The following is a 19,130-nucleotide window of genomic DNA, read 5'->3' on the forward strand; positions in this document are numbered from 1 at the left end:
CTTCGTCGGCCCTACATACGCTCCGGCGCGGTCATGCCCATCAGGCCCAACACCCGGGCCAGCGTGATGCGTGAGGCGTCCACCAGCTTCAGCCGGGCTTTGGTGAGCGCCGCGTCGTTGGGATCGGAGGAGAGCACACGGCAGTCCCGGTAAAAGGCGTGGAAGTTGGATGCCAGGTCCATGGCGTAGAACGAAAGCTGGTGCGGCGTCAGCTTCTCCACAGCGCTCTCCACCACCTCGGGCAGCTCCAGCATCTTGCGGATCAGCGCCAGCTCGGCCGGATGGGTCAGCAGCGACACGTCGCCCGTCTCCCAGCCGTCGGGGCCCGACGGCTGCCAGCCCTCCTCTTCTGCCTTCCGCAGGATGGAGCAAATGCGAGCATGGGCGTACTGGACGTAGTACACGGGGTTCTCGGGCGTCTGCTGGGTGACCAAGTCCAGGTCGAAGTTCATGGGGCTATCAGGCGAGCGGGTGAGCAGCATGAAGCGCACCGGATCCTTGCCCGGGATGGTCACGCCCGACTCCGGGTGGGTGATGGTCACCGCGTCCAGCAGGTCGTCCAGGGTGACGTAATTAGCCCGGCGGGTGCTCATGCGGACCTGCTTCCCGGCTCGCACCAGGTTGATGAACTGGTGGATGACCACCTGGATGCGATCGGCGTCATAGCCCAGCGCCCTCACCCCGGCGATCACGTCGGGGTACTCGTCCTTGTGATCGGCGCCGAAGATGTTGACGATGCGGTCGAAGCCACGTTCCAGCTTGTTGATGTGATAGGCGATATCGGGCAGGCGATAGGTGGGCTCTCCATTCGACTTGATCAGCACGCGATCCTTCTCAGCGCCGAACGCCGTCGCCTTGAACCAGACGGCCCCATCCTTGTCGTAGGCGTAGCCGCGCTCGCGCAGCGCCTCTACCGTCTTCATGATGGCGCTGGAGACGTACAGGTCGTGCTCGTTGAACCACACGTCGAAGTGGATACCCATGCGCTCCAGCGTGCGCCGGATGTCCTCGAAGAGCCATGCCTCGGCCCGCTCCTTGAAGGGGCGCCAGTCCTCGTCGGCCCAGGCATCGCCCTGTTCCTGCACGATGGTGCGGGCGATCTCCCAGATGTACTCGCCCTGATAGCCCTCCTCGGGGAACTCGGAGGGGTGACCGATCAGCTCCAGATAGCGGGCCCGCACGGACTGGCCCAGAATCCGCATCTGCCGTCCGGCGTTGTTGAAGTAGTACTCGCGGGTGACGTCGTAGCCCACGGCCTCCAGCAGGTTGGCGATGGTATCGCCCAGCACGGCCCCCCACGTGCGGCCGATGTGGAGCGGCCCGGTGGGATTGGCGGAGACGAACTCGACCTGCGCCTTTTGGCCGGTGCCCATGTCCAGGCTGCCCCATCGCTCCCCGGCGGCCCGGATGGTCTCCACCTGTTGGGCGAGCCACTGCGGTGCCAGGGTGATGTTGATGAAGCCCGGCCCGGCGACCTCCACCTTGCCGACGTAGTCGGCCTGGGGGAGGTGCTGTGCGATGGCCTCGGCGATGGCGCGCGGGGCCATGCGGGCTGCCCGGGCGGATTGCAACGCGATGTTCGTCGCGTAGTCACCGTGTTCTGCCTGCTTGGGGTGTTCGACGGCGAACGCTGGCGGCTCGAAGGCGGGGAGCGCCCCGGCCTCCTGAGCCCGGCGAATGCCCTCACGGATCAGCTCATGGACTTCGTCGCGAATCAAGGCTACCTTGTCCTCCCGAGTGTGTCGAGCACGTGCCAGGATTCGGGCTCGATCGCCCGATCAGAGGCAATTATGCCTCACCGGGTCATTGCTGGCAAACTCGTGCGGTTGATAGAGAGGAGGGAGTTGTTCGTCCAGGGAGTAATCATGAAGGGTGCGGCTTGACAGAGGTAGAGCGATCGTATCCAAGTAATTGGGAGAAGCAGGTTTGATGCGATCAGAAGCCCTTACAATGCGCTTCTTTCTTGCAGAAAAGAATCATATTGCCGGATCAGCCGCAGGACTTCTAAGCGCAATACCTCGGGATAGATGGCTTTGTAGATCTCGCAATAGGGCGATTTCACATCGTAACGGCCAGTGGTGTAATAGGCTACGAGGGGACATCCTCCTCCACACCAGTACCGCCATTCGCAGTCTTGACATCCTGCTTTGGCGTCTACATGGGGATTCTGAACCCCTTTTTTGTCTCGACGTATCGTCTTCAGAGGATCCTCTACCAAGGTATGGGTGATTGGGTGATGAAGCTCCATCGGGCACTTGGCGATCTCGCCGTGAGGTCCGATGACCAGATAGTCGAGGCCTACGCTGCATGTATGCCCATGAGGGGCCATGAAGGAGGAGCGATCGATGAACGATCCGAGAAGGCTTCGCGAGGGTAAGTTTCTCTCGATGACCCCGAGGGCCTCTTGTATAGCTTGGATGGTCATCTGCTGGCGTAGCTGTAGGCCTTCCGATGAGCTCGCGTGGGCGTTCTCTCGATAGAAGTTTAAGCTGAAGGGGAGATCCCGCTCGAGAAGGTAGGAGACCGTGTTGGGAAGTCCAGCGGCATTTTCGGCAGAGAGGGTCACGGAGATCTCTGGTACGAGTCCCCGTTGCAGACATTGATCGATGGCACGCATGACCTGGCGAGAGGACCCTCTTCCATCCGCAAACGGTCGCTGAATGTCGTGTGGTTCCTCGATGCCGTCTAAGGAGATCATGAGCCGAATAGAGCGATCCTGGATCGCCTTGATTTTTGCGGCATCCAGTAGAGTGCCATTGCTGAGAATGACTTCGTCTAAAGCGAGGGAAGTCGCGTCGGCTAGACGACAAGCGTGCTCATGCAAGGCCATGATGAGCCCAAATTGCAGGAGCGGTTCGCCGCCGGCATACTTGATCTGTATCTTTTGGTAGCCGTGTCGTATGGCCGATCGGAATATAGCCTCCAAGGCTTGCAGCCCTACTTCGCGGGGCATATGCTCCTGAGTTTTGCCGAGGTAGCAGTATGAACAGCGGAGATTACACGCGTTGGTGACGTGGAGCCACGCGATGAGGGTTCTTCTCTGTGGAAGGGCTTGCCGACTTGTTTCGCTCACCGATCTGATCAGACCGGTATGTGCCAGCCTGATAATGGCAGATCGCCGGCCGTCGCTGTTGCGAGAGAGGGCAGACTCCACGTGAACGGGATACGCGAACTCCTGCCAGAGTTCCCAGGCCGTTTGATTGAGCACGGCCACGGGAATCGGCCCCAAAGGGTTATAGAGCCCATGCCAATAGGGGTGGCTGGGGGACGAGATGATCTCCCGAGCATCGGTGACGGCCTGCCAGGTGCCCGGCGTCATTGTCGGCGCATAGCAGGGAAGGTCTAGCGCGCATGCGCAGTCGCAGTCTGATGTATGCAACTGCTCTGTTGTCGGATACAGTACGATGGGTGGATCTAAGCACGTCATCGCTGCGGTGCTCCTTGTCGGTCAGCGACTAGCCTTTCGTGCAGAGTCAGCGAACCCGTTTGCATCGCGGGCTACGCACCACGGCTATTATCGCTGACCCACAGTTCTGGGGGACCGAATCGCTCGTTTAACCAGCGGATTAGACGGGTTTGTCGCCCCCTCAGAGGGTGATCTTCTGGAACGGTCTTCTTCAGCTCTTCCTCCGCTTTCAGTGCGCTCTCATAGAATGCTGGGAGCAGTTCCCTTTCCCAATTCCGACTTCTGCGGAGTCGATTCTCAAGGCCAATCTCCGCGCGCCGCAGATCGTAAGAGGGTTGTCCGATTAAGCAATTATACTCTAAGGATAGCGTGGCGTGCCAGGCTGCTCTCTTGACCGCTTCTGGATCCGCTCGCCACTCGCCGCGGAGTTGCTCATAGCAACGCAGCATTTCCATTTTCCCCAGCACGACCCAAAGCATGAGCTCGGCCCGGTTTGTTTCAATGATTGGAGGATAGTCAGGTTGCCACAAGTAGTCCTCGCCAATGGCCTGCTCGACCAATGCACAGATCTCCTCGATTTTCTCGGGTCGTTCTCGCTGGTAATGGTAGTGCCATCCGAGGTTCGTTAAGGCGAGGGTTGGCCAGAATGGGCTGCCGCCGATTTGGTTGATCTGGGTTCTCACTTGGGGAAACCAACCGCTTTTGCGGCGTTCGATTCCAGAGGCTTGCAACAGCCTTCCTTCGGCTCTTTGATGTGCAGTGCGGTTCTTTTCTTTATCCGAGTCTCTGGTCACCCAAGCCACCTCGCGCCATAGGCACCCACTTTCGTTCAGGGCGGAAACCCAAGACTCTCGATCTGGTGTGCCTCTAAGCAGCTCAATGGCACCTGCTTTGATTTCCTCTTTTAATAAGAATATGCCCAATCTTTCCCCTGTGTATTCACTGCCCTCCAGATGTGCCAAAGCTCTGGGCAGGACTTCATGCCATCTGGCGCGCCATTGTGATAGGGCCTCACTCACCTCCTCATTCCATTGATAGCGCAGGGCTCGCGCCATGGTGATGCGTACAAGGCCCTCCAGACGATGGTCTGGATATTCTCGCAGTAGCTCCAAAGCTTCCTCCGCAAAGCTCAGCCCCTTTTCCGGATCGCCGGCGCGAGTTTCCAGGATGGCTCGTACATTCAGAGCTCGGACTTGGTCATATACACTGTGGTTACGGACTGCATAGTTCAGGGCTTCCTTGGCTGTTTCACGCCCGTGTCGTTCATACCCCATCATCGTCATCGCGTAGGCCTGGTTTGTGAGCACGCCGCTGATCCCTCCTAGGCCCAGTTGGCGCATCAACGCGGCGGCACGTTGGTAATAGGGGATCGCTTCTCTATAATTGCCCCGCAACCGTCGGATATATCCCTGATAGTTGTATATAAGCGCTTGTAGCGTTTGGGTGGCCAGCTCCAAACCTCCGTCGCTTACTTTTGTTAAGGCGACTGCTGATTGATTCAAGGCTTCCTCAGCCGGCGAAAGATTCCCCTTCCGGATGAGGATGGTGGCTTGGAGGAAGTGCCGGTGTGCCTGACAAAGAGAAGGCATCTGTCGTGAGCCTGAGATTTGGGAGAGTAGTTGCTCGGCCTTCTTGATGTCGTTGAGCCAGTGAAGAGCTATCTCTGCCCTGCGGAGCGATTCGTCCCACTTCAGATATGTGCTGAGTTCACTCAGTTTCTCTGGGGAGCGCCCAAGCTCTTCCAGTTTTTCCTTCGTGCGCCGGAACTCGTTGCGCAGAAGCTGATACCAGGATGGCTCACGGGAGAGGATCGATTCACAGGAGTCTTCAAAGTAGGCGGCATATCCCCGGAGAGGGAAGAGCCAGGTGGTGTAGTGTACCCTCTCGACCTGTGCCATACGGTGCTGGACCTGGAATTCCGTGAACAGGACGGGGTATTCGCTCATGTTCCTGCGCAGATCTTCCATTTCCCGCTCGTAGTAGGCGATGATGCGTCCGAAAAGCTCCTCCTCCCTTTTGGGTGGAAGGTAACGGGCGAAGAGGGTGTATATTTCATCGTGCAAAAAGTAGGGGCGGCGCACATTCCCCGGTCGCACCTTGACCAGGGTGAGCTTCGTCGCGGCGTCCAAGTACTTTTGGGCCTCTTCCGGTTCGATCCTGAGGATCTCTGCAAGGAGATCCGCGTTGGCGCCTTTATCCAGCGAGGCCATATGTTGGATTGTTGCTCCCAAGGGGGTCTCCAGGTTGGCCAGGTGTCTAATGAGCGCTTGATCTAGCGATGCTTGATCCGTTCGACCGTGGCCTTCAGGATCATAAAAGCCGGAGGGAAGGCTGCCCCCTGCGCGCAGGATGTCGGCGACCATGGCCATCCGTAGAGGTTGTCCAGCGGTTTCCCTATGCACGGGGATTTCCCCGTACGTGGCTAAATATCTGCGAATATTCTCTGCCCCTGCACGATCGCCGTCCTCGTCGACCTGGTGGGCCACTTGTTCCAGGTACTCTTTGCAATGCTGGAGGGAGAGGGGCTCTAACTCAAGGGGACCTTCAACGCGCCAGTGGGTCTTTCTTAGCGGCTGGATGAGATCTCGATCCAACTGACTAGGGCGTCCCGCCATGATCACAACGACTCGGTTCCGTAGTGCGGGCAAGATCCTGTCACGTAACCACCTGGCGATGCTGGCCCCGCTGGGATCGAAGGGCCCCATCCACCCGATATCCATCTCATCGTCGCCGGCTATCGTGGACAATACTTCCGCGGTGTCCAGGAACAGCCAGATGTACTTCTTATCCGCCATGCTGTTCAAAGCTTGGATCAGGGCTTCTTCGGCTCGTTTCCAAGCCTTATTGGCCTCCTCCAGTTGTCGCAGCCTCAGGGCTTCTAAGGTTTTTCTATGTCGAGCGTGAAATGCACGGAAGCGAACTTGCTCCTGGGGGAACACGTCGGAGATAGCCTCGGCCAGCCCCTGAGGAGTCTGGTATTCCAGATGATATAGGTCGATCAGGCTCGCCGCCACAATGCTTTGGCGATCCTCGGCGAGCTGGGATCGCACCTCCTCCAGGACGGCGGTTTTCCCGATGCCCCCATCTCCTTCCAAATAAATCAGTGCGGGGCGGCTGTGTTTCCGGGAAAACTCTTTGATGTTCTGGAGTATCTCCTCTCGTCCCACCAATGCGATGCGGCGCGCTCCGGATAGCTCTCTATCGAAACGATCCCAGCTCATAAGGACCTCCCGCAGCCAAGCTGTTGGTACAAACCCGGTTTCTCTGCTCGAAGCCATGCTCTCAACGCGTGACGGGCTGGCTCTGACCAGACGTATCCACTCTTGCCCGGCTCCCGGGCCCACCATCTCCGGAGAAGCATTCGCAGGCGGATGTAAAATGGGCTCTCTTTGCAGCCGATCTGATCGAGCACTGTTGACAGCTGTTCATCGTCTTCCGGATCGGCCATACAGGCCAGTGTGGAAGCCAGACTCAATTCTCTTTGGACTTCGCCCTGTGCGATAGGGTATCCGACACGTGTGGCCCAGTAGGTTAGGAACTGTTCAACGGCGCTGCCGATATCGCCATTGTTCCGGCAGAGCAAGGTGATCAAATATGGGGAGTGCTCTGTCCCGTCCAACAATTTTTTGATTTTAGGTAATAGAGAAGCCGCTAGCTGCTTGACCTGCCGTTTCCAGCCGGCTTCGGTAAATCCGTGTAGAATGAGTGGGATAGGGTGAGGTATGTCCCCACTCCAGCACCATCGCAGGGGATGTTGTTGGGCCATGATTACAAGGGAATGGCCGCGAATATGTGACCGCAGGACTCTATCCTCGAAGTCGAGTAGCAGCTCCTCATTTCGGAGTGCCGGCACATGATCGATCAGGAGAAGATATCCCCGCCGTTGACGGTCTGGCGTGCTATGGATTTGTTCATGAACGTGGTTGATGTATGCGGGTGAGGTTGCAAACTGATGTCGCTCTTCCAGGTCGATGTAAATGCCCTGGTGTGTATGGCTCAGATAGCGAAGGAGCCAGGTCTTCCCAATGCCGGGAGAGCCCGCCACGGGGATAATCCGGTCGAATGGGGCGGAGAGGGTGTTCTGCTCCCACGCCCGGATTTTTTCTGCGATGATCGGCTCGATGTCGTCCGCGCGATGATCTTCTACGTAGCGTTCGATTGTGAAAGGTTCGGGTGGGGGAGGAGATAGGATCTGAGACATGTCTGTTCCCCTGTCGTGACTTTTAGCGATTCAGTTCGTTGCCGGCGCGTACCAGGTCTGCTGGTGTGCTTTGGCCTAGTGTGGTAAGCGCTTGAGTCGAAGTGTCTTTGGTGGAGTATTCAAGGGCCATGAGAAAGTCCTTAAGGCCCTCTTCCCCTTCTCCCCAGTCACAAGTGGATAAACGATGTTCTAGCAGGCCTCGTAGGTCATCCTGATCCCATCTAACTTCGAGATGGTCTTCTGGCAGGGTATCGGGAGAGAAGATCTTAGGCACGGTGAGATGCCAGAACCCTTCCTCTTGTAGGATTCGGAGCCAGCCATCCGGAGCTGGCGGTGACTTTAGCTCGATCCACAGGAAGATATGAAAGCGCTCGCCGGGGACAAGTCGGCTGAGCGCTGCCTCTTCCATGCTTACGCGAATGGCCTCTAGCAAGTACGGCCAGTCCTCTCGGCAGTAAGGCCTGTGCGCGAAGGCGTTGTACAGAACATCAGCCAACAGAAGGCCTTGCTCCTGTGTTGGTAGGCCATATTCACCGAGCCGACCTAAGACGGTAGATGGGGCCCCAGCCCAATGCGTGAGGAAAGCGATAATTTGCTCTTGAGCCTTTCGTTGGGCAGCAAGCAGCCAGAAAGGATCTTCTGCTAGGGTTGTAAGCAGGTTTTCCCCCAGAGCGTGCTCCGCCTGGTGCCATAGGTAGTTTGCGTCCGGCTTGCCATTCAGTAGTAGGTAGAGGGATAGCGCCGGCTTTCGACCCCAAAACCTGCGCGTGTGCCGCCCCATCCAGATGAACGTGGTCGTTCCCGTGCCGGGCTTTGCGACGAAGATGCTGGGTTCTGGCGCATCGATTCGATGCCATAGAGGATGTCCGTCCCAGAATAGGCCTGCAACCGGACGATCATCATGGCTAGGCGCTTTCGGAGGCAGCCGAGGATCATCCTCCGCCTTGACCGGCCCGAACGGCCAGTGCCAGATTGGGTCACTCTTGCTGTCTTGACGGTATTTTTTACGGTATTCTTCTATGCTCTTGCCCGTGTTCTCACTTAAACGGTATCTGACCTCTGGGGGCCATAGTCGCTGGTGCGGCTTTACGGGGTTGGGCGGGGAGGGGTTTTTGTTCCACTCTGTGAGCCATTCGTTCACTCTCGGGTCGTTTAATCTTCGGAGCAGATATCGACCGGTGGCCTTCCCCTCTCGGTACCATAGTTCCTGTAGCCTTTGCCTAAGTTCGGTTGCGTCGAGCGCCAATTGTTTTACCACTTCCGTGGCCGTCTCCTCGGCGCTCAAGCCTAAGACCTGAAACGCCTGGATCGTGAGTTTCAGTACGTCCTCGTAATCGAGAGGCCTCTCAGGGGAACCAACGAGTCGACGAAATCTCTTGAGGATCTCTTTCTGCTCATCATCAGGGAACCCGACCCCTTCCGACATCTCCTCCAGCCATATATCGAACGACTCTAGAGAAGCCTGCTTTTGCTGAAGTTGTGTTGCGATCTGGGCGCGTAATTCGTAAGTCCATATTTTCCATTCATCGTGTGGCTGGATGATTCTTTGAAATGTGTGCCTAAGGCGTGCTTCTAATTCTCCTCTTTTTCCCCAATCTGGTAGTCTGTTGTATAGATTTAAGAACAATCTCCCTATCTGGGTAACCTCTTCGTTGTCCAGCTTCTCTATATCTGCCTGGATCGATCTCCGTACCTGGGCTCGTTGTGATTCTCGATAGTCAAAGTAAAACTTCGTTATGCCACCTATGCCAGCAACAATGGTTAGGAATAGCGTGCTGAAGATGATGTTTAGTATATGCAGTGTTCCTGCCTCGATAGGGGTTTGCAAGGGGATTGATATGGTCTTATCAGTATTGTCCACCGTCACCTGAATCGACACTTTCTTGGGTAGTTGCTCTGTACGCAGGTAGCGCATTTGTAAGATATACCGTGGGGCGATGACCTCCTCTTTATCGACTAAGACCTCGATCTGAGGTGCTGGGATTTCCCTTCCGTAATAGTTCAGGAAAATCAAATTGTTGTCCTTCGGTTTGAGGATGATTCTCTTGATCGTCTCGTCTGGTAGATGCTTGCATTCTTTCTTGGAGGATTTCCATCCCCAGATTGTTAATGTCTGGTTGGGGGTTCCCTCTGGGGTGATAGAGAGTGGTATCTCCTCCGGTAAGCGCATTTGCAGTATGTAACAAGCATCAGGAGAGACATCTTCCACGCGGCTAAGCTGTGTTTTGTCGAGGCCTAAATGGGATAGAATGATGGGAGAGAACCCTTGATATAAGATTGCGATGATAATATACACGAGTACGATGCTGAGCCAATGGGATTGAATCCAATTTGTAATCCTTTGCCTGAAGGGTTTCAATGACATTGGAATCCTACCATACTCTATCTTTCTTTGTCTTTGCTGCTCAAAAGACTGTCTATGGGCGGAATGCGTGTGAGAGGGCGTTGGCGCGTGGTTTCGCTGGGCTCACGTGCAGTATAGCTCATGGCAGCGTTGATTGTCAATGTTTATATGCGCTGTCTCAGTTTCCGTATCGATCGACTAGCTGGTGAGGTGACGGCCGGGCGCTGGACAACGGTCGCTTTCTCGGGGAAAATAGGGGAGCCTCGCAGGCTGGTGGGAAGGAGTGACATGTGACGCACACAGACACGGTCGTGATGGTGACCGGCGCGGCTGGCTTCATCGGCTCGCATCTGGCGGAGCGGTTGGTCGCTGAGGGGTATCGCGTCGTCGGCGTGGACTGCTTCACCGATTATTACCCTCGCGCCGTCAAGGAGCAGAACGTCGCCCAACTGCGGCGATCCGATCGCTTCACCCTGGTGGAGGCCGATCTGCGCACGGCGGAGCTGGAGCCTTTGCTGGACGGCGTGGAGGTGATCTTTCACAACGCGGCCATGCCCGGCCTCATGCGGAGCTGGACCGAGTTCGACGAGTACATGACATGCAATCTGCTGGCGACGCAGCGGCTGCTGGAGGCCGTCCGCCGCGTGGGTGTCCGGCACTTCATCCACGCCTCGACCTCCTCCGTGTATGGGCGGGACTCCTCCGGTGATGAGACGAGGCCCACCCGCCCCATCTCGCCCTACGGCATCACCAAGCTGGCGGCCGAGCATCTGGTGCGGGCTTACGGGGAGAACTTCGGCGTGCCTTATACCATCCTGCGCTACTTCTCCATCTATGGTCCTCGTCAGCGGCCGGATATGGGGTACTACATCTTCATCGATGCCATCCTGCGAGGGAAGCCCATCACCCTCTTCGGCGACGGGGAGCAATCCCGGGGCAACACGTACGTTCTGGACTGTGTGGAGGCCAATCTGGCAGCTATGCGGCACGGGCCGACGGGGGACGTGTTCAACATTGGTGGCGGGGAGGAGATCACGCTGAACCGGCTGATCGCCAAGCTGGAGGCGCTCATCGGGCGGGAGGCGATCGTCCGGCGTGGCCCGCCCCGGCCGGGGGAGCAGCGCCGCGCGCTGGCCGATATCCGCAAGGCGCAGACGGTGTTGGGATGGTCGCCCCGGGTCGGCCTGGACGAGGGGCTGCGAGCTCAGATCGCCTGGCAGCGAAGCAGGATTCAGGGGCGGGTATGATGGCGCAAAGGACTGCCGGAGAGGAGAAGGCGGCGACGCTGGGACATCCCAGCTATGTGTGGCGCTTTGGGCAGGACCGGCGGCTGAACCTGATCCGGAAGTGGGCGCCGTTGGAGGGGAAACGGGTCCTGGACGTGGGGTGCGGCTTGGGGATGTACATGCGGAAGATGCGGGCCTTCACTCCCGCCGTGTATGGCGTGGAGATTGATCTGGAGCGGGCGGTGGAGGCCGGCCGGGCGCTTTCCCTGGTCGCCTGTGCCGCCGCTGAGGGGCTGCCCTTCCCGGACGCCTCGTTCGACGTGGTCCTCTCCCACGAGATGATCGAGCACGTGCAGGATGACCGTCGGACGGTGGCCGAGGCGATCCGCGTGCTGCGCCCGGGCGGCCGATTGGTGCTCTTCTGCCCCAACCGGCTGTACCTTTTCGAGACACATGGCCATTACTGGCGCGGCCGCTATCACGAGGGGAACACGCCGTTCATCAACTGGCTCCCCAATTCGCTGCGCGATCGATTGGCGCCGCACGTTCGGGCCTACACACGTGGCGGGCTTCGGCGGCTGTTCGACGGTCTGCCCGTCCGCATCGTCCATCATACGCAGATCTACCCCGGGTACGACAACATCGTTTACGCCCGGCCGCGGCTGGGCTGGCTGCTGCGCCGCATCACCTACGCGTTCGAGCAGACGCCTTTGCGAGCGTTCGGCCTATCCCACTTCCTGGTGGCGGAGCGGCTGGCGGATTGAACCCTCGCGGCGGGATAAGCGTTGATTCTCAGTGCGTGCCCGCCGTGATTGTTTGCTCTTTGATACCAGTTACGTTATCATAAATGAGGACAGAGCCAGCGGGGGGTGTGGATGATCTCAGGCCCCCCGCTGAGTCATGATATCCCAGATCGATACGATCTGGTGGAGGATGGCAAGAAGGACCCATGGACCGACGTGGACAGGTCTTCATCCGACGAAGACGACGCTTTCGGGCCCAGCGCTCTGCGCCGAAGCCGGAGCTGTGGGCGCTGCGCCTGTTTTTGAGCCTGCTGCTCTTGACGGCGGTGACGGTGGGGACGGCCGTCGCCGTCGTGGTGGGCACGGCGGCGGGCGTGTACGCCTATTTCGCCCAGGATCTGCCCGATGCCTCCGCCATCGAGACGGAGCAGGAACAGTTCGAGACGGTGCGCATCTACGATCGCACCGGACAGCATCTGTTGTACGAGTCCATCGACCCCCGGCCGTTTCGGGGTGATCGCACGTATATTCCCCTGGATCAGATCTCACCCTACCTGATTCAAGCCACCATCGCCCTGGAGGATCGCTCGTTCTACGAGAACCCGGGCGTAAACTTCCGCGGCGTCGCCCGTGCCTTCGTCTCGAACCTGCGCGGCGGATCCGTCCAGGGCGGCTCGTCCATCACCCAACAGCTCGTCAAGAACGTCCTCATCCCGCCGGAGGAGCGATATAAGCGCTCGTATGCCCGCAAAATCAAGGAGATGATCCTGGCGTTGGAGATCACGCGGCGCTACCCCGGCCGGGAGGGTAAGAACAAGATCCTGGAGTGGTACCTGAACTACAACTTCTACGGCAACGCGGCTTATGGCGTGGAGGCAGCTGCTCGCATCTACTTCGATAAATCGGCCAGGGACCTGACGCTGGACGAGGCGGCCATGCTGGCGGCGCTGCCGCAGTTCCCCGGGTTGAATCCCATTCAGGCGCCGGCCGACGCGTACCGCCGGCAGCGCAAGGTCTTGAACGCGATGGCGGAGGCCGGGTATCTGACCCAGGCCGAGGCCGACGCGGCCAAGCGCTATTTCAACGATCGGCTCCTGAACCAGATGGTCGAGCAAGGCGTGCTGTCCCCGGCGGATCTGGATCCGATCCGGCAGGGCGACCCCGAGGCGACGGCCAAGGCGTTGCACGGCCTGGTATCCATGGGGTTGATCCCCCCGGAGGAGGCGGACCGGGCGATCCGGCAGGGCGGCAATCGCTGGCAGTTCGTGCGCCAGCGCGCCGGCGAGCGGTTTGAGATCCCGCCGGACGCGCCGCACTTCGCCCTCTACGTGTTGGACCAGCTCGATCGAGAGTTCAATACCGCCGACGACCCGTACTTCATCTGGCGCAACGGGCTGCAGGTGTACACCACGTTGGACTGGGATCTGCAACAGCGCATTCAGTGCATCGCCCGGGCGCACATCGCCTATCTGCAGAACCGGGAGCCGGAGCCGTATCCTGGTTGCGATCCGCCCCCTCCCCGGATCGAGGAGTTGAACCAGCCCCGGCTGCAATTCGATCACGAGGTGACCAACGCGGCCGTGGTCGCCATCAACCCCAAGACCGGCGAGATCCTGGCTATGCTGGGCAGCCTGGACTACTACGATGAGGAGATCGACGGCGAGGTGAACAACGCGCTGGCCGAGCACCAGCCTGGCTCGTCCTTCAAGCCGTTCACCTATCTCACCGCGTTTCAGCAGGGGTACACCGCGGCCACCATGGTCATGGACGTGCGCACCGTGTTCCCCGATCCACCCAACCCACCTTACGTGCCGGAGAACTACGATCGCAAATACCACGGCCCGCAGAGCCTGCGCGAAGCGCTGGCGCGATCGTACAACATCCCGGCCGTCTGGCTGATGAATCAGGTGGGCGTGAAGAACGTTATCGATATGGCGCACCGCATGGGCATCAACACGCTGACCAAGGACTACTACGGCCTTAGCCTGACGCTGGGCGGCGGTGAGGTGCGCTTGCTGGACATGACGTACGCTTTCAGCGTGCTGGCGAACAACGGCGTCATGGCGGGCGAGCCTGTGCCGCCGATCCAACAACGGCCGGGTTATCGGACGCTGAACCCGGTGTCCATCCTGTTGGTCCGGGATAAGCACGGCCGCGTGTTGAAGGAGTATCGCCAGCCGCAGGTGAAGCAGATCATCTCGCCTCAACTGGCCTACCTGATGACCGATGTCCTCTCGGACACCAAGGCACGGCTGGCGGCCTTTGGCAGTTTCGCCAAGTACCTGGCGCTGGAGGATCGCCCGGTGGCCGCCAAGACCGGCACGACCAATGACTACCGGGATGCGTGGACCATCGGCTACGTGCCTCAGCTGGCGGTGGGCGTGTGGGTCGGCAACACGGATAACCGGCCGATGAAGCGCGTGCCCGGCTCTTTGGGCGCGGCCCCGATCTTCCATCAGGTGATGAAGGAGGCGCTGAAGGACCAGCCCGTGGAGACGTGGCAGGAGCCGCCAGGGATGGTGCGGGTGACGGTCTGTGTGCCCTCCGGGCTGCTGCCCACGGACGATTGCCCCACTCGCCGTGAGGAGCTGTTCATCGCCGGCACGGAGCCGAGGGCCTATGACACCGTGTATCGGGCTTATGAGGTCAACCGGGAGACGGGCAAGCTGGCTACCCAGTACACGCCGCGTGAGCTGGTGGAGCGGCGCGTATACATGATCTTCCCGCCGGAGGCGGCCGATTGGGTGCGCGAGGCGGGGATCCCACAGCCGCCCAAGCAGTATGACGACATGTACGGCCCTGGCCCGGTGGACCCCGAGGTGGCCATCATCGAGCCCAAGCCCTACAGCTACGTGCGGGGGATCATCCCCATCATCGGCAACGCGCAGATGGGCGACTTCCGCAGCTATCGCGTGGAGTTCGGGGAGGGATTGAATCCGGGCGCCTGGATCCAGATCGGCCCGGAGCACTACAACCCGGTGGGGAACGGCGTCCTGGAGTACTGGGACACGGCGCCGTTCAACGGGCTCTACACACTGCGCCTCACGGTGATGCGGGGCGATGGCAGCGTGCGCACGGCGACCACCCAGGTCACGGCGGATAACGTCCCGCCCCAGGTCAAGCTGGTGCATCCCTTCGAGGGGAAGGTCTACGTCATGGAGGACGATGAGTGGGTCAGCATCACGGCCGAGGCCACCGATGACTGGTCCATGGATCGGGTGGAGTTCCTGTTGGATGGCAAGCTGATCGGGACCAGCACGGTGCCGCCGTACAGCATCCGCTGGACCATCGCCATGTCGGATACCGTCCCGGAGCCAGGCCGGATCATCTCCGAGACGCGGCCCATCACCATGCCGGATGGCTCCATCCAGTTGGGCGAAGTGGCCGTGATGACCACCACGGAGGAGACGTTGCCCGACGGCACCGTGCGCCTGATCGAGACGTGGGAGTCCGGGCGAACCATCATCTCGGACACTCATGGGTACACGGAGACTCACTTGATCCAGCTCAAGGCGTATGACAGCGCGGGCAACGTGGCGGAGACGGAGCCCGTGCGCATCCTGGTGACGCACAAGCAGGAGGAGGAGACGGCCGGAGCCTGGGGGACCCCGGCACGAGGCCCGATCGCCTTGTTGCCCGAGCCGCCGGGCGTCGCTCGCAGGCGGGAATAGCCCCTCGATCCCTCGCAGCGGGGGTGAACAGGAAGTTCGATCAATGTCGGCATCGCGTAAGCATATCCTGATCACAAACGACGACGGCGTACACGCTCCGGGCTTGCTGGCGTTGAAACAGGCGCTCTCGGCCGTGGCGGATGTCACCGTGTTCGCCCCCGATCACAACTGGTCGGCGGCCGGGCATACCAAGACGATGCATAAGCCGTTGCGCGTCTTCGAGACGGAGCTGGCTGATGGCACGCCCGCGCTGGTGACCACGGGGACGCCCTCCGATTGCGTGGGATTGGCCCTGCTGGGGCTGGTCCCTGTGCGGCCCGATCTGGTGGTGTCCGGCATCAACGATGGCCCGAATATGGGCGCCGACATCACTTACTCCGGCACCGTGGCAGGGGCGATGGAGGCCGTCGTCAGCGGGATCCCTGGGATTGCCGTATCTCAGGACTGGGGACAGGATCGTGACCTCTCCCTGGCGGCGGATCTGGCCGCTCGGTTGGCGGCGCTGGTCCTCCGGAATGGCCTGCCCCCGCAGACGTTCTTGAACCTGAACGTCCCCTCGCTGCCGCGGGATCGGCTGCGCGGCGTGCGGGTCACCCGGCTGGGGCAGCGCGTCTATCGTGACGTGCTCATTGAGCGCACCGATCCCCGCGGGCGGCCGTACTATTGGATCGGCGGTGAGCCGCCTACGGGCGTGCCTGATCCCGATGCGGATACGGACATCGGGGCCCTGGCCCAGGGGTATGCGTCCGTCACGCCCCTGAGTATGGACATGACCGACTACGATTTCCTGCCGGAGCTCCGGCGCTGGAATCTGGGCTGGGAGACGGGAGATCCGGGATGACGTTCGAATCCCTCCCTCATCGCAGGGCGTTCCTGGGGATCGGCGTGGCCCTGGCTTTGTTGTTGGCGGCTGTGGGCGCACTCCGATGGGGGCTTGCTTTGCCTTTCGGCGGGGTGGCCTTCCTCCTGATCCTCGCCGCGATGGGCCTGTTGGTCCTCTGCGGATACGTGTTGTACCGCACGCTGCTCTGCCTGACGATGGTGTACTGGGTGGAGCGGGATGGGGTCACCGTGGCCTGGCCCTTTGCCCGCCGTGTGATCCCCATGGGGCATATCCAGCAGATTGTGTTGGGGGCACAGGATCGTGGGCCGGGGCCGTGGTGGACGTGGCCCTCTCGCTACGTGACGCATGTAGACGGAGGGCCGCGCGGGCGTGTGATCTCCCTGGCCACCCGGCCGCTTCCCGAGCAGATCCTGCTGGTCACGGCGGAGGGGGTGTTCGGCCTCTCGCCTGCGGATCCGGAGGGCTTCGTCGAGGCGTTGCAGGATCGCTACTACCTGGGACCCACGAGGCCGGTGAAGCCGGGCGTTCAGTTGCCTCGGGTGGCGCGCTGGTCGGTCTGGCGTGATCGACTGGCTGTGGGATTGCTCTCGCTGGGGCTTTTGGGCGTCGTGCTGCTGTTCGGGTGGCTCAGCTTCGTCTATACAGGGCTGCCGGAGCAGGTGCCCTTGCATTTCAATGCGCAGGGGGTGGCTGATCGCGTGGGGCCGCGCTCCGGACTGCTGGCGCTTCCCGTCATCGCCCTGCTCTCCTGGGGGGTGAACGGCCTGTGGGGAGGGCTCGTGTACGCCCGGCAGCGCGCTGCCGCGTATTTGCTCTGGGGCGGGGCCGTGGTGGTCCAGATCCTGGCCAGCATCGCTCTGATCAATCTGACCCGGTGAGCCTGGTGGACGGGAGGGGCCGCCGATGGTAGAATGGCATCCCGGGCAGGTGGCCCTGGGCCTGCTTCTCAGCCTTGCCATCGCCCTGACCGGCTATCGCCTGGGCGCGCTTTCCCGTAGCGGGGTCGTTGGCGCCGTTCTGACGGGCACGCTCATCATGGGGATGGGCGGCTGGTTGTGGGCGGTGTTGTTGGTCGCCTTCTTCATCTCGTCCAGTGCGCTCTCCCGCTATCGGGCCGTCGACAAGGCGGCGGTACAGGCCGAGTTCGCCAAAGGAGATCGCCGGGATATCGGGCAGGTGTTGGCAAACGGCGGCCTGGGGGCGATGTTGGCCGTGGCCTTTGCCGTCTCGGGCTCTCGCTGGCTGTTTCCGGCCTACCTGGGCGTCATGGCAGCCGTGAACGCCGATACATGGGCCACGGAGCTGGGGGTGCTCAGCTGGCGGCCGCCTCGGTTGATCACCACGGGACGTCCGGTTCCGGCGGGAACCTCCGGCGGCGTGACGCCGTTGGGAGTGATGGCGGCGTTGGCCGGCGGGTTGTTCATCGGGCTCGCTGCGCTGGCGGGGCAGTGGATGGCTTCATTCGTGGGGGGCATGTCTGGGGTGGGGGCCGCCTGGTGGCCGCTATGGGCGATGATCGGGGGGGCGGCCGGCGCCCTGTTTGATAGCCTGCTGGGGGCAACGGTGCAGGGCGTGTATTACTGCGACCGTTGCCGTAAGGAGACGGAGCGTACCCATCACCGTTGTGGGGCGCGCACGCGTCGGCTGCGCGGCTGGGCGTGGCTGAACAACGACTGGGTGAACTTCCTCAGCTCGCTGGTAGGCGGGTTGGTGGTGATGGAGCTGGCGATTTGGTGGCGCTAGAGCAAGAGCAACCTGGAGAGGGCGATGTGCAGGTCGCCTCTGGTGAGCGGACGGATCGGCCGCATCTGTCGATCGTGATCCCCGCATACAACGAGGAGCGACGGCTGCCGCGTACGCTGGCGCGGGTGATGGAGTATCTGGAGACGCAGCCTTACCCGGCTGAGGTGATCGTGGTGGACGATGGCAGTGCGGATAACACGGTAGGGGTGGTGGAGGAGCTGTTGCCCGCTCACCCGAATCTGCGGCTGATCCGCAACGATCATCGCGGCAAGGCGTACACGGTGCGTACGGGCGTCCTGGCGGCGCAAGGGCGTTACGTGCTCTTCTGCGACGCGGATCTGGCCACCCCCATCGAGGAGTGGGACAAGCTGGCGGGGTATCTGGACGCGGGATACGATATCGCCATCGGATCTCGGGAGGGAGCGGGGGCCATTCGGCATGATGAGCCCTGGTATCGTCATGTGATGGGGCGCGTGTTCAATCTGATCGTGCGGTTGGTGGCCGTGGGCGGCTTTCAGGACACCCAGTGTGGCTTTAAGGCGTTTCGGCACGATGTGGCCCAGGATATCTTCCGACGGGTGCGGTTGTATGGGGAGGATGCGCCGCCGGTGAAAGGTGCGGCCGTCACCGGCTTCGATGTGGAGCTGTTGTTCATCGCGCTCAAGCGGGGGTATCGGGTGAAGGAGGTGCCGGTGGAGTGGCACTACGGTACCGAGACCAAGGTGCATCCTTTGCGGGATTCGCTGCGGAACCTGCGGGATACGCTCCTGGTGCGTTGGAACGACCTGCGGGGCGCATACGACGCACCGTGATCGGGTATGGCTATGTTGTCAGGCGGCCCGGCTCCCAGGCCGGGCCGTCGCTTTGTGGGCGAGCATGGGAGCTCGCCCTGCTGGCGGCGGTGGTTGGCTATCAGCGGGCCCGGCTCCCATGCCGGGCCGTTGCGTTTTGG

The 19,130-nt window shown here is 60.8% G+C and carries 12 protein-coding genes; 7 read left to right on the forward strand and 5 right to left on the reverse strand.

Annotation, left to right across the window (positions count from 1 at the left end; genetic code table 11):
* Positions 1-11: 11 nt before the first annotated feature.
* The 5 genes from GXP39_17530 to GXP39_17550 form a co-directional block, all read right to left on the reverse strand.
* Positions 12-1,718, reverse strand: coding sequence for an arginine--tRNA ligase (locus tag GXP39_17530; GenBank protein NOZ29832.1), 1,707 nt, complete (start codon positions 1,716-1,718; stop codon positions 12-14).
* A 227-nt stretch (positions 1,719-1,945) separates the two neighbouring features.
* Positions 1,946-3,427 carry a radical SAM protein gene (locus GXP39_17535; protein ID NOZ29833.1) on the reverse strand — a complete coding sequence of 494 codons (1,482 nt, stop codon included), beginning with the start codon at positions 3,425-3,427 and terminating at the stop codon, positions 1,946-1,948.
* Positions 3,428-3,498: 71 nt separating this feature from the next.
* Positions 3,499-6,627, reverse strand: a complete 3,129-nt coding sequence (locus tag GXP39_17540; protein NOZ29834.1) for an ATP-binding protein — start codon at positions 6,625-6,627, stop codon at positions 3,499-3,501.
* Positions 6,624-7,607 carry an ATP-binding protein gene (locus GXP39_17545; protein NOZ29835.1) on the reverse strand — a complete coding sequence of 328 codons (984 nt, stop codon included), beginning with the start codon at positions 7,605-7,607 and terminating at the stop codon, positions 6,624-6,626. The genes GXP39_17540 and GXP39_17545 overlap by 4 nt, the downstream gene beginning before the upstream one ends.
* Positions 7,608-7,629: 22 nt before the next feature.
* A complete protein-coding gene (locus GXP39_17550; GenBank protein NOZ29836.1) occupies positions 7,630-9,903 on the reverse strand; it encodes a hypothetical protein in 2,274 nt (757 codons plus the stop codon).
* A gap of 362 nt (positions 9,904-10,265) precedes the next feature.
* Here GXP39_17550 and GXP39_17555 point away from each other — a divergent pair, with 362 nt between their 5' ends.
* The 7 genes from GXP39_17555 (at position 10,266) to GXP39_17585 (ending at position 18,990) form a co-directional block, all read left to right on the forward strand.
* Positions 10,266-11,198: an SDR family NAD(P)-dependent oxidoreductase gene (locus tag GXP39_17555; protein NOZ29837.1), complete on the forward strand. Its 933-nt coding sequence runs from the start codon at positions 10,266-10,268 to the stop codon at positions 11,196-11,198.
* The gene (locus tag GXP39_17560; protein NOZ29838.1) at positions 11,198-11,941 is read left to right on the forward strand and encodes a class I SAM-dependent methyltransferase; all 744 of its coding nucleotides are present in this window, start codon (positions 11,198-11,200) and stop codon (positions 11,939-11,941) included. Before GXP39_17555 ends, GXP39_17560 begins: the two co-directional genes overlap by 1 nt.
* 185 nt (positions 11,942-12,126) lie before the next feature.
* Positions 12,127-15,591, forward strand: a complete 3,465-nt coding sequence (locus GXP39_17565) for a hypothetical protein (protein NOZ29839.1) — start codon at positions 12,127-12,129, stop codon at positions 15,589-15,591.
* 43 nt (positions 15,592-15,634) lie between these two features.
* Positions 15,635-16,432: a 5'/3'-nucleotidase SurE gene (gene surE / locus GXP39_17570; GenBank protein ID NOZ29840.1), complete on the forward strand. Its 798-nt coding sequence runs from the start codon at positions 15,635-15,637 to the stop codon at positions 16,430-16,432.
* Positions 16,429-17,313: a DUF1648 domain-containing protein gene (locus GXP39_17575; GenBank protein ID NOZ29841.1), complete on the forward strand. Its 885-nt coding sequence runs from the start codon at positions 16,429-16,431 to the stop codon at positions 17,311-17,313. The genes surE and GXP39_17575 overlap by 4 nt, the downstream gene beginning before the upstream one ends.
* Positions 17,314-17,338: 25 nt before the next feature.
* Positions 17,339-18,178, forward strand: coding sequence for a DUF92 domain-containing protein (locus GXP39_17580; protein NOZ29842.1), 840 nt, complete (start codon positions 17,339-17,341; stop codon positions 18,176-18,178).
* A gap of 26 nt (positions 18,179-18,204) precedes the next feature.
* Complete coding sequence (locus tag GXP39_17585) at positions 18,205-18,990, forward strand: glycosyltransferase family 2 protein (protein ID NOZ29843.1); 786 nt, start codon at positions 18,205-18,207, stop codon at positions 18,988-18,990.
* Positions 18,991-19,130 lie beyond the last annotated feature (140 nt).

It is taken from the genome of Chloroflexota bacterium (assembly GCA_013152435.1).
Classification (GTDB): domain Bacteria; phylum Chloroflexota; class Anaerolineae; order DUEN01; family DUEN01; genus DUEN01.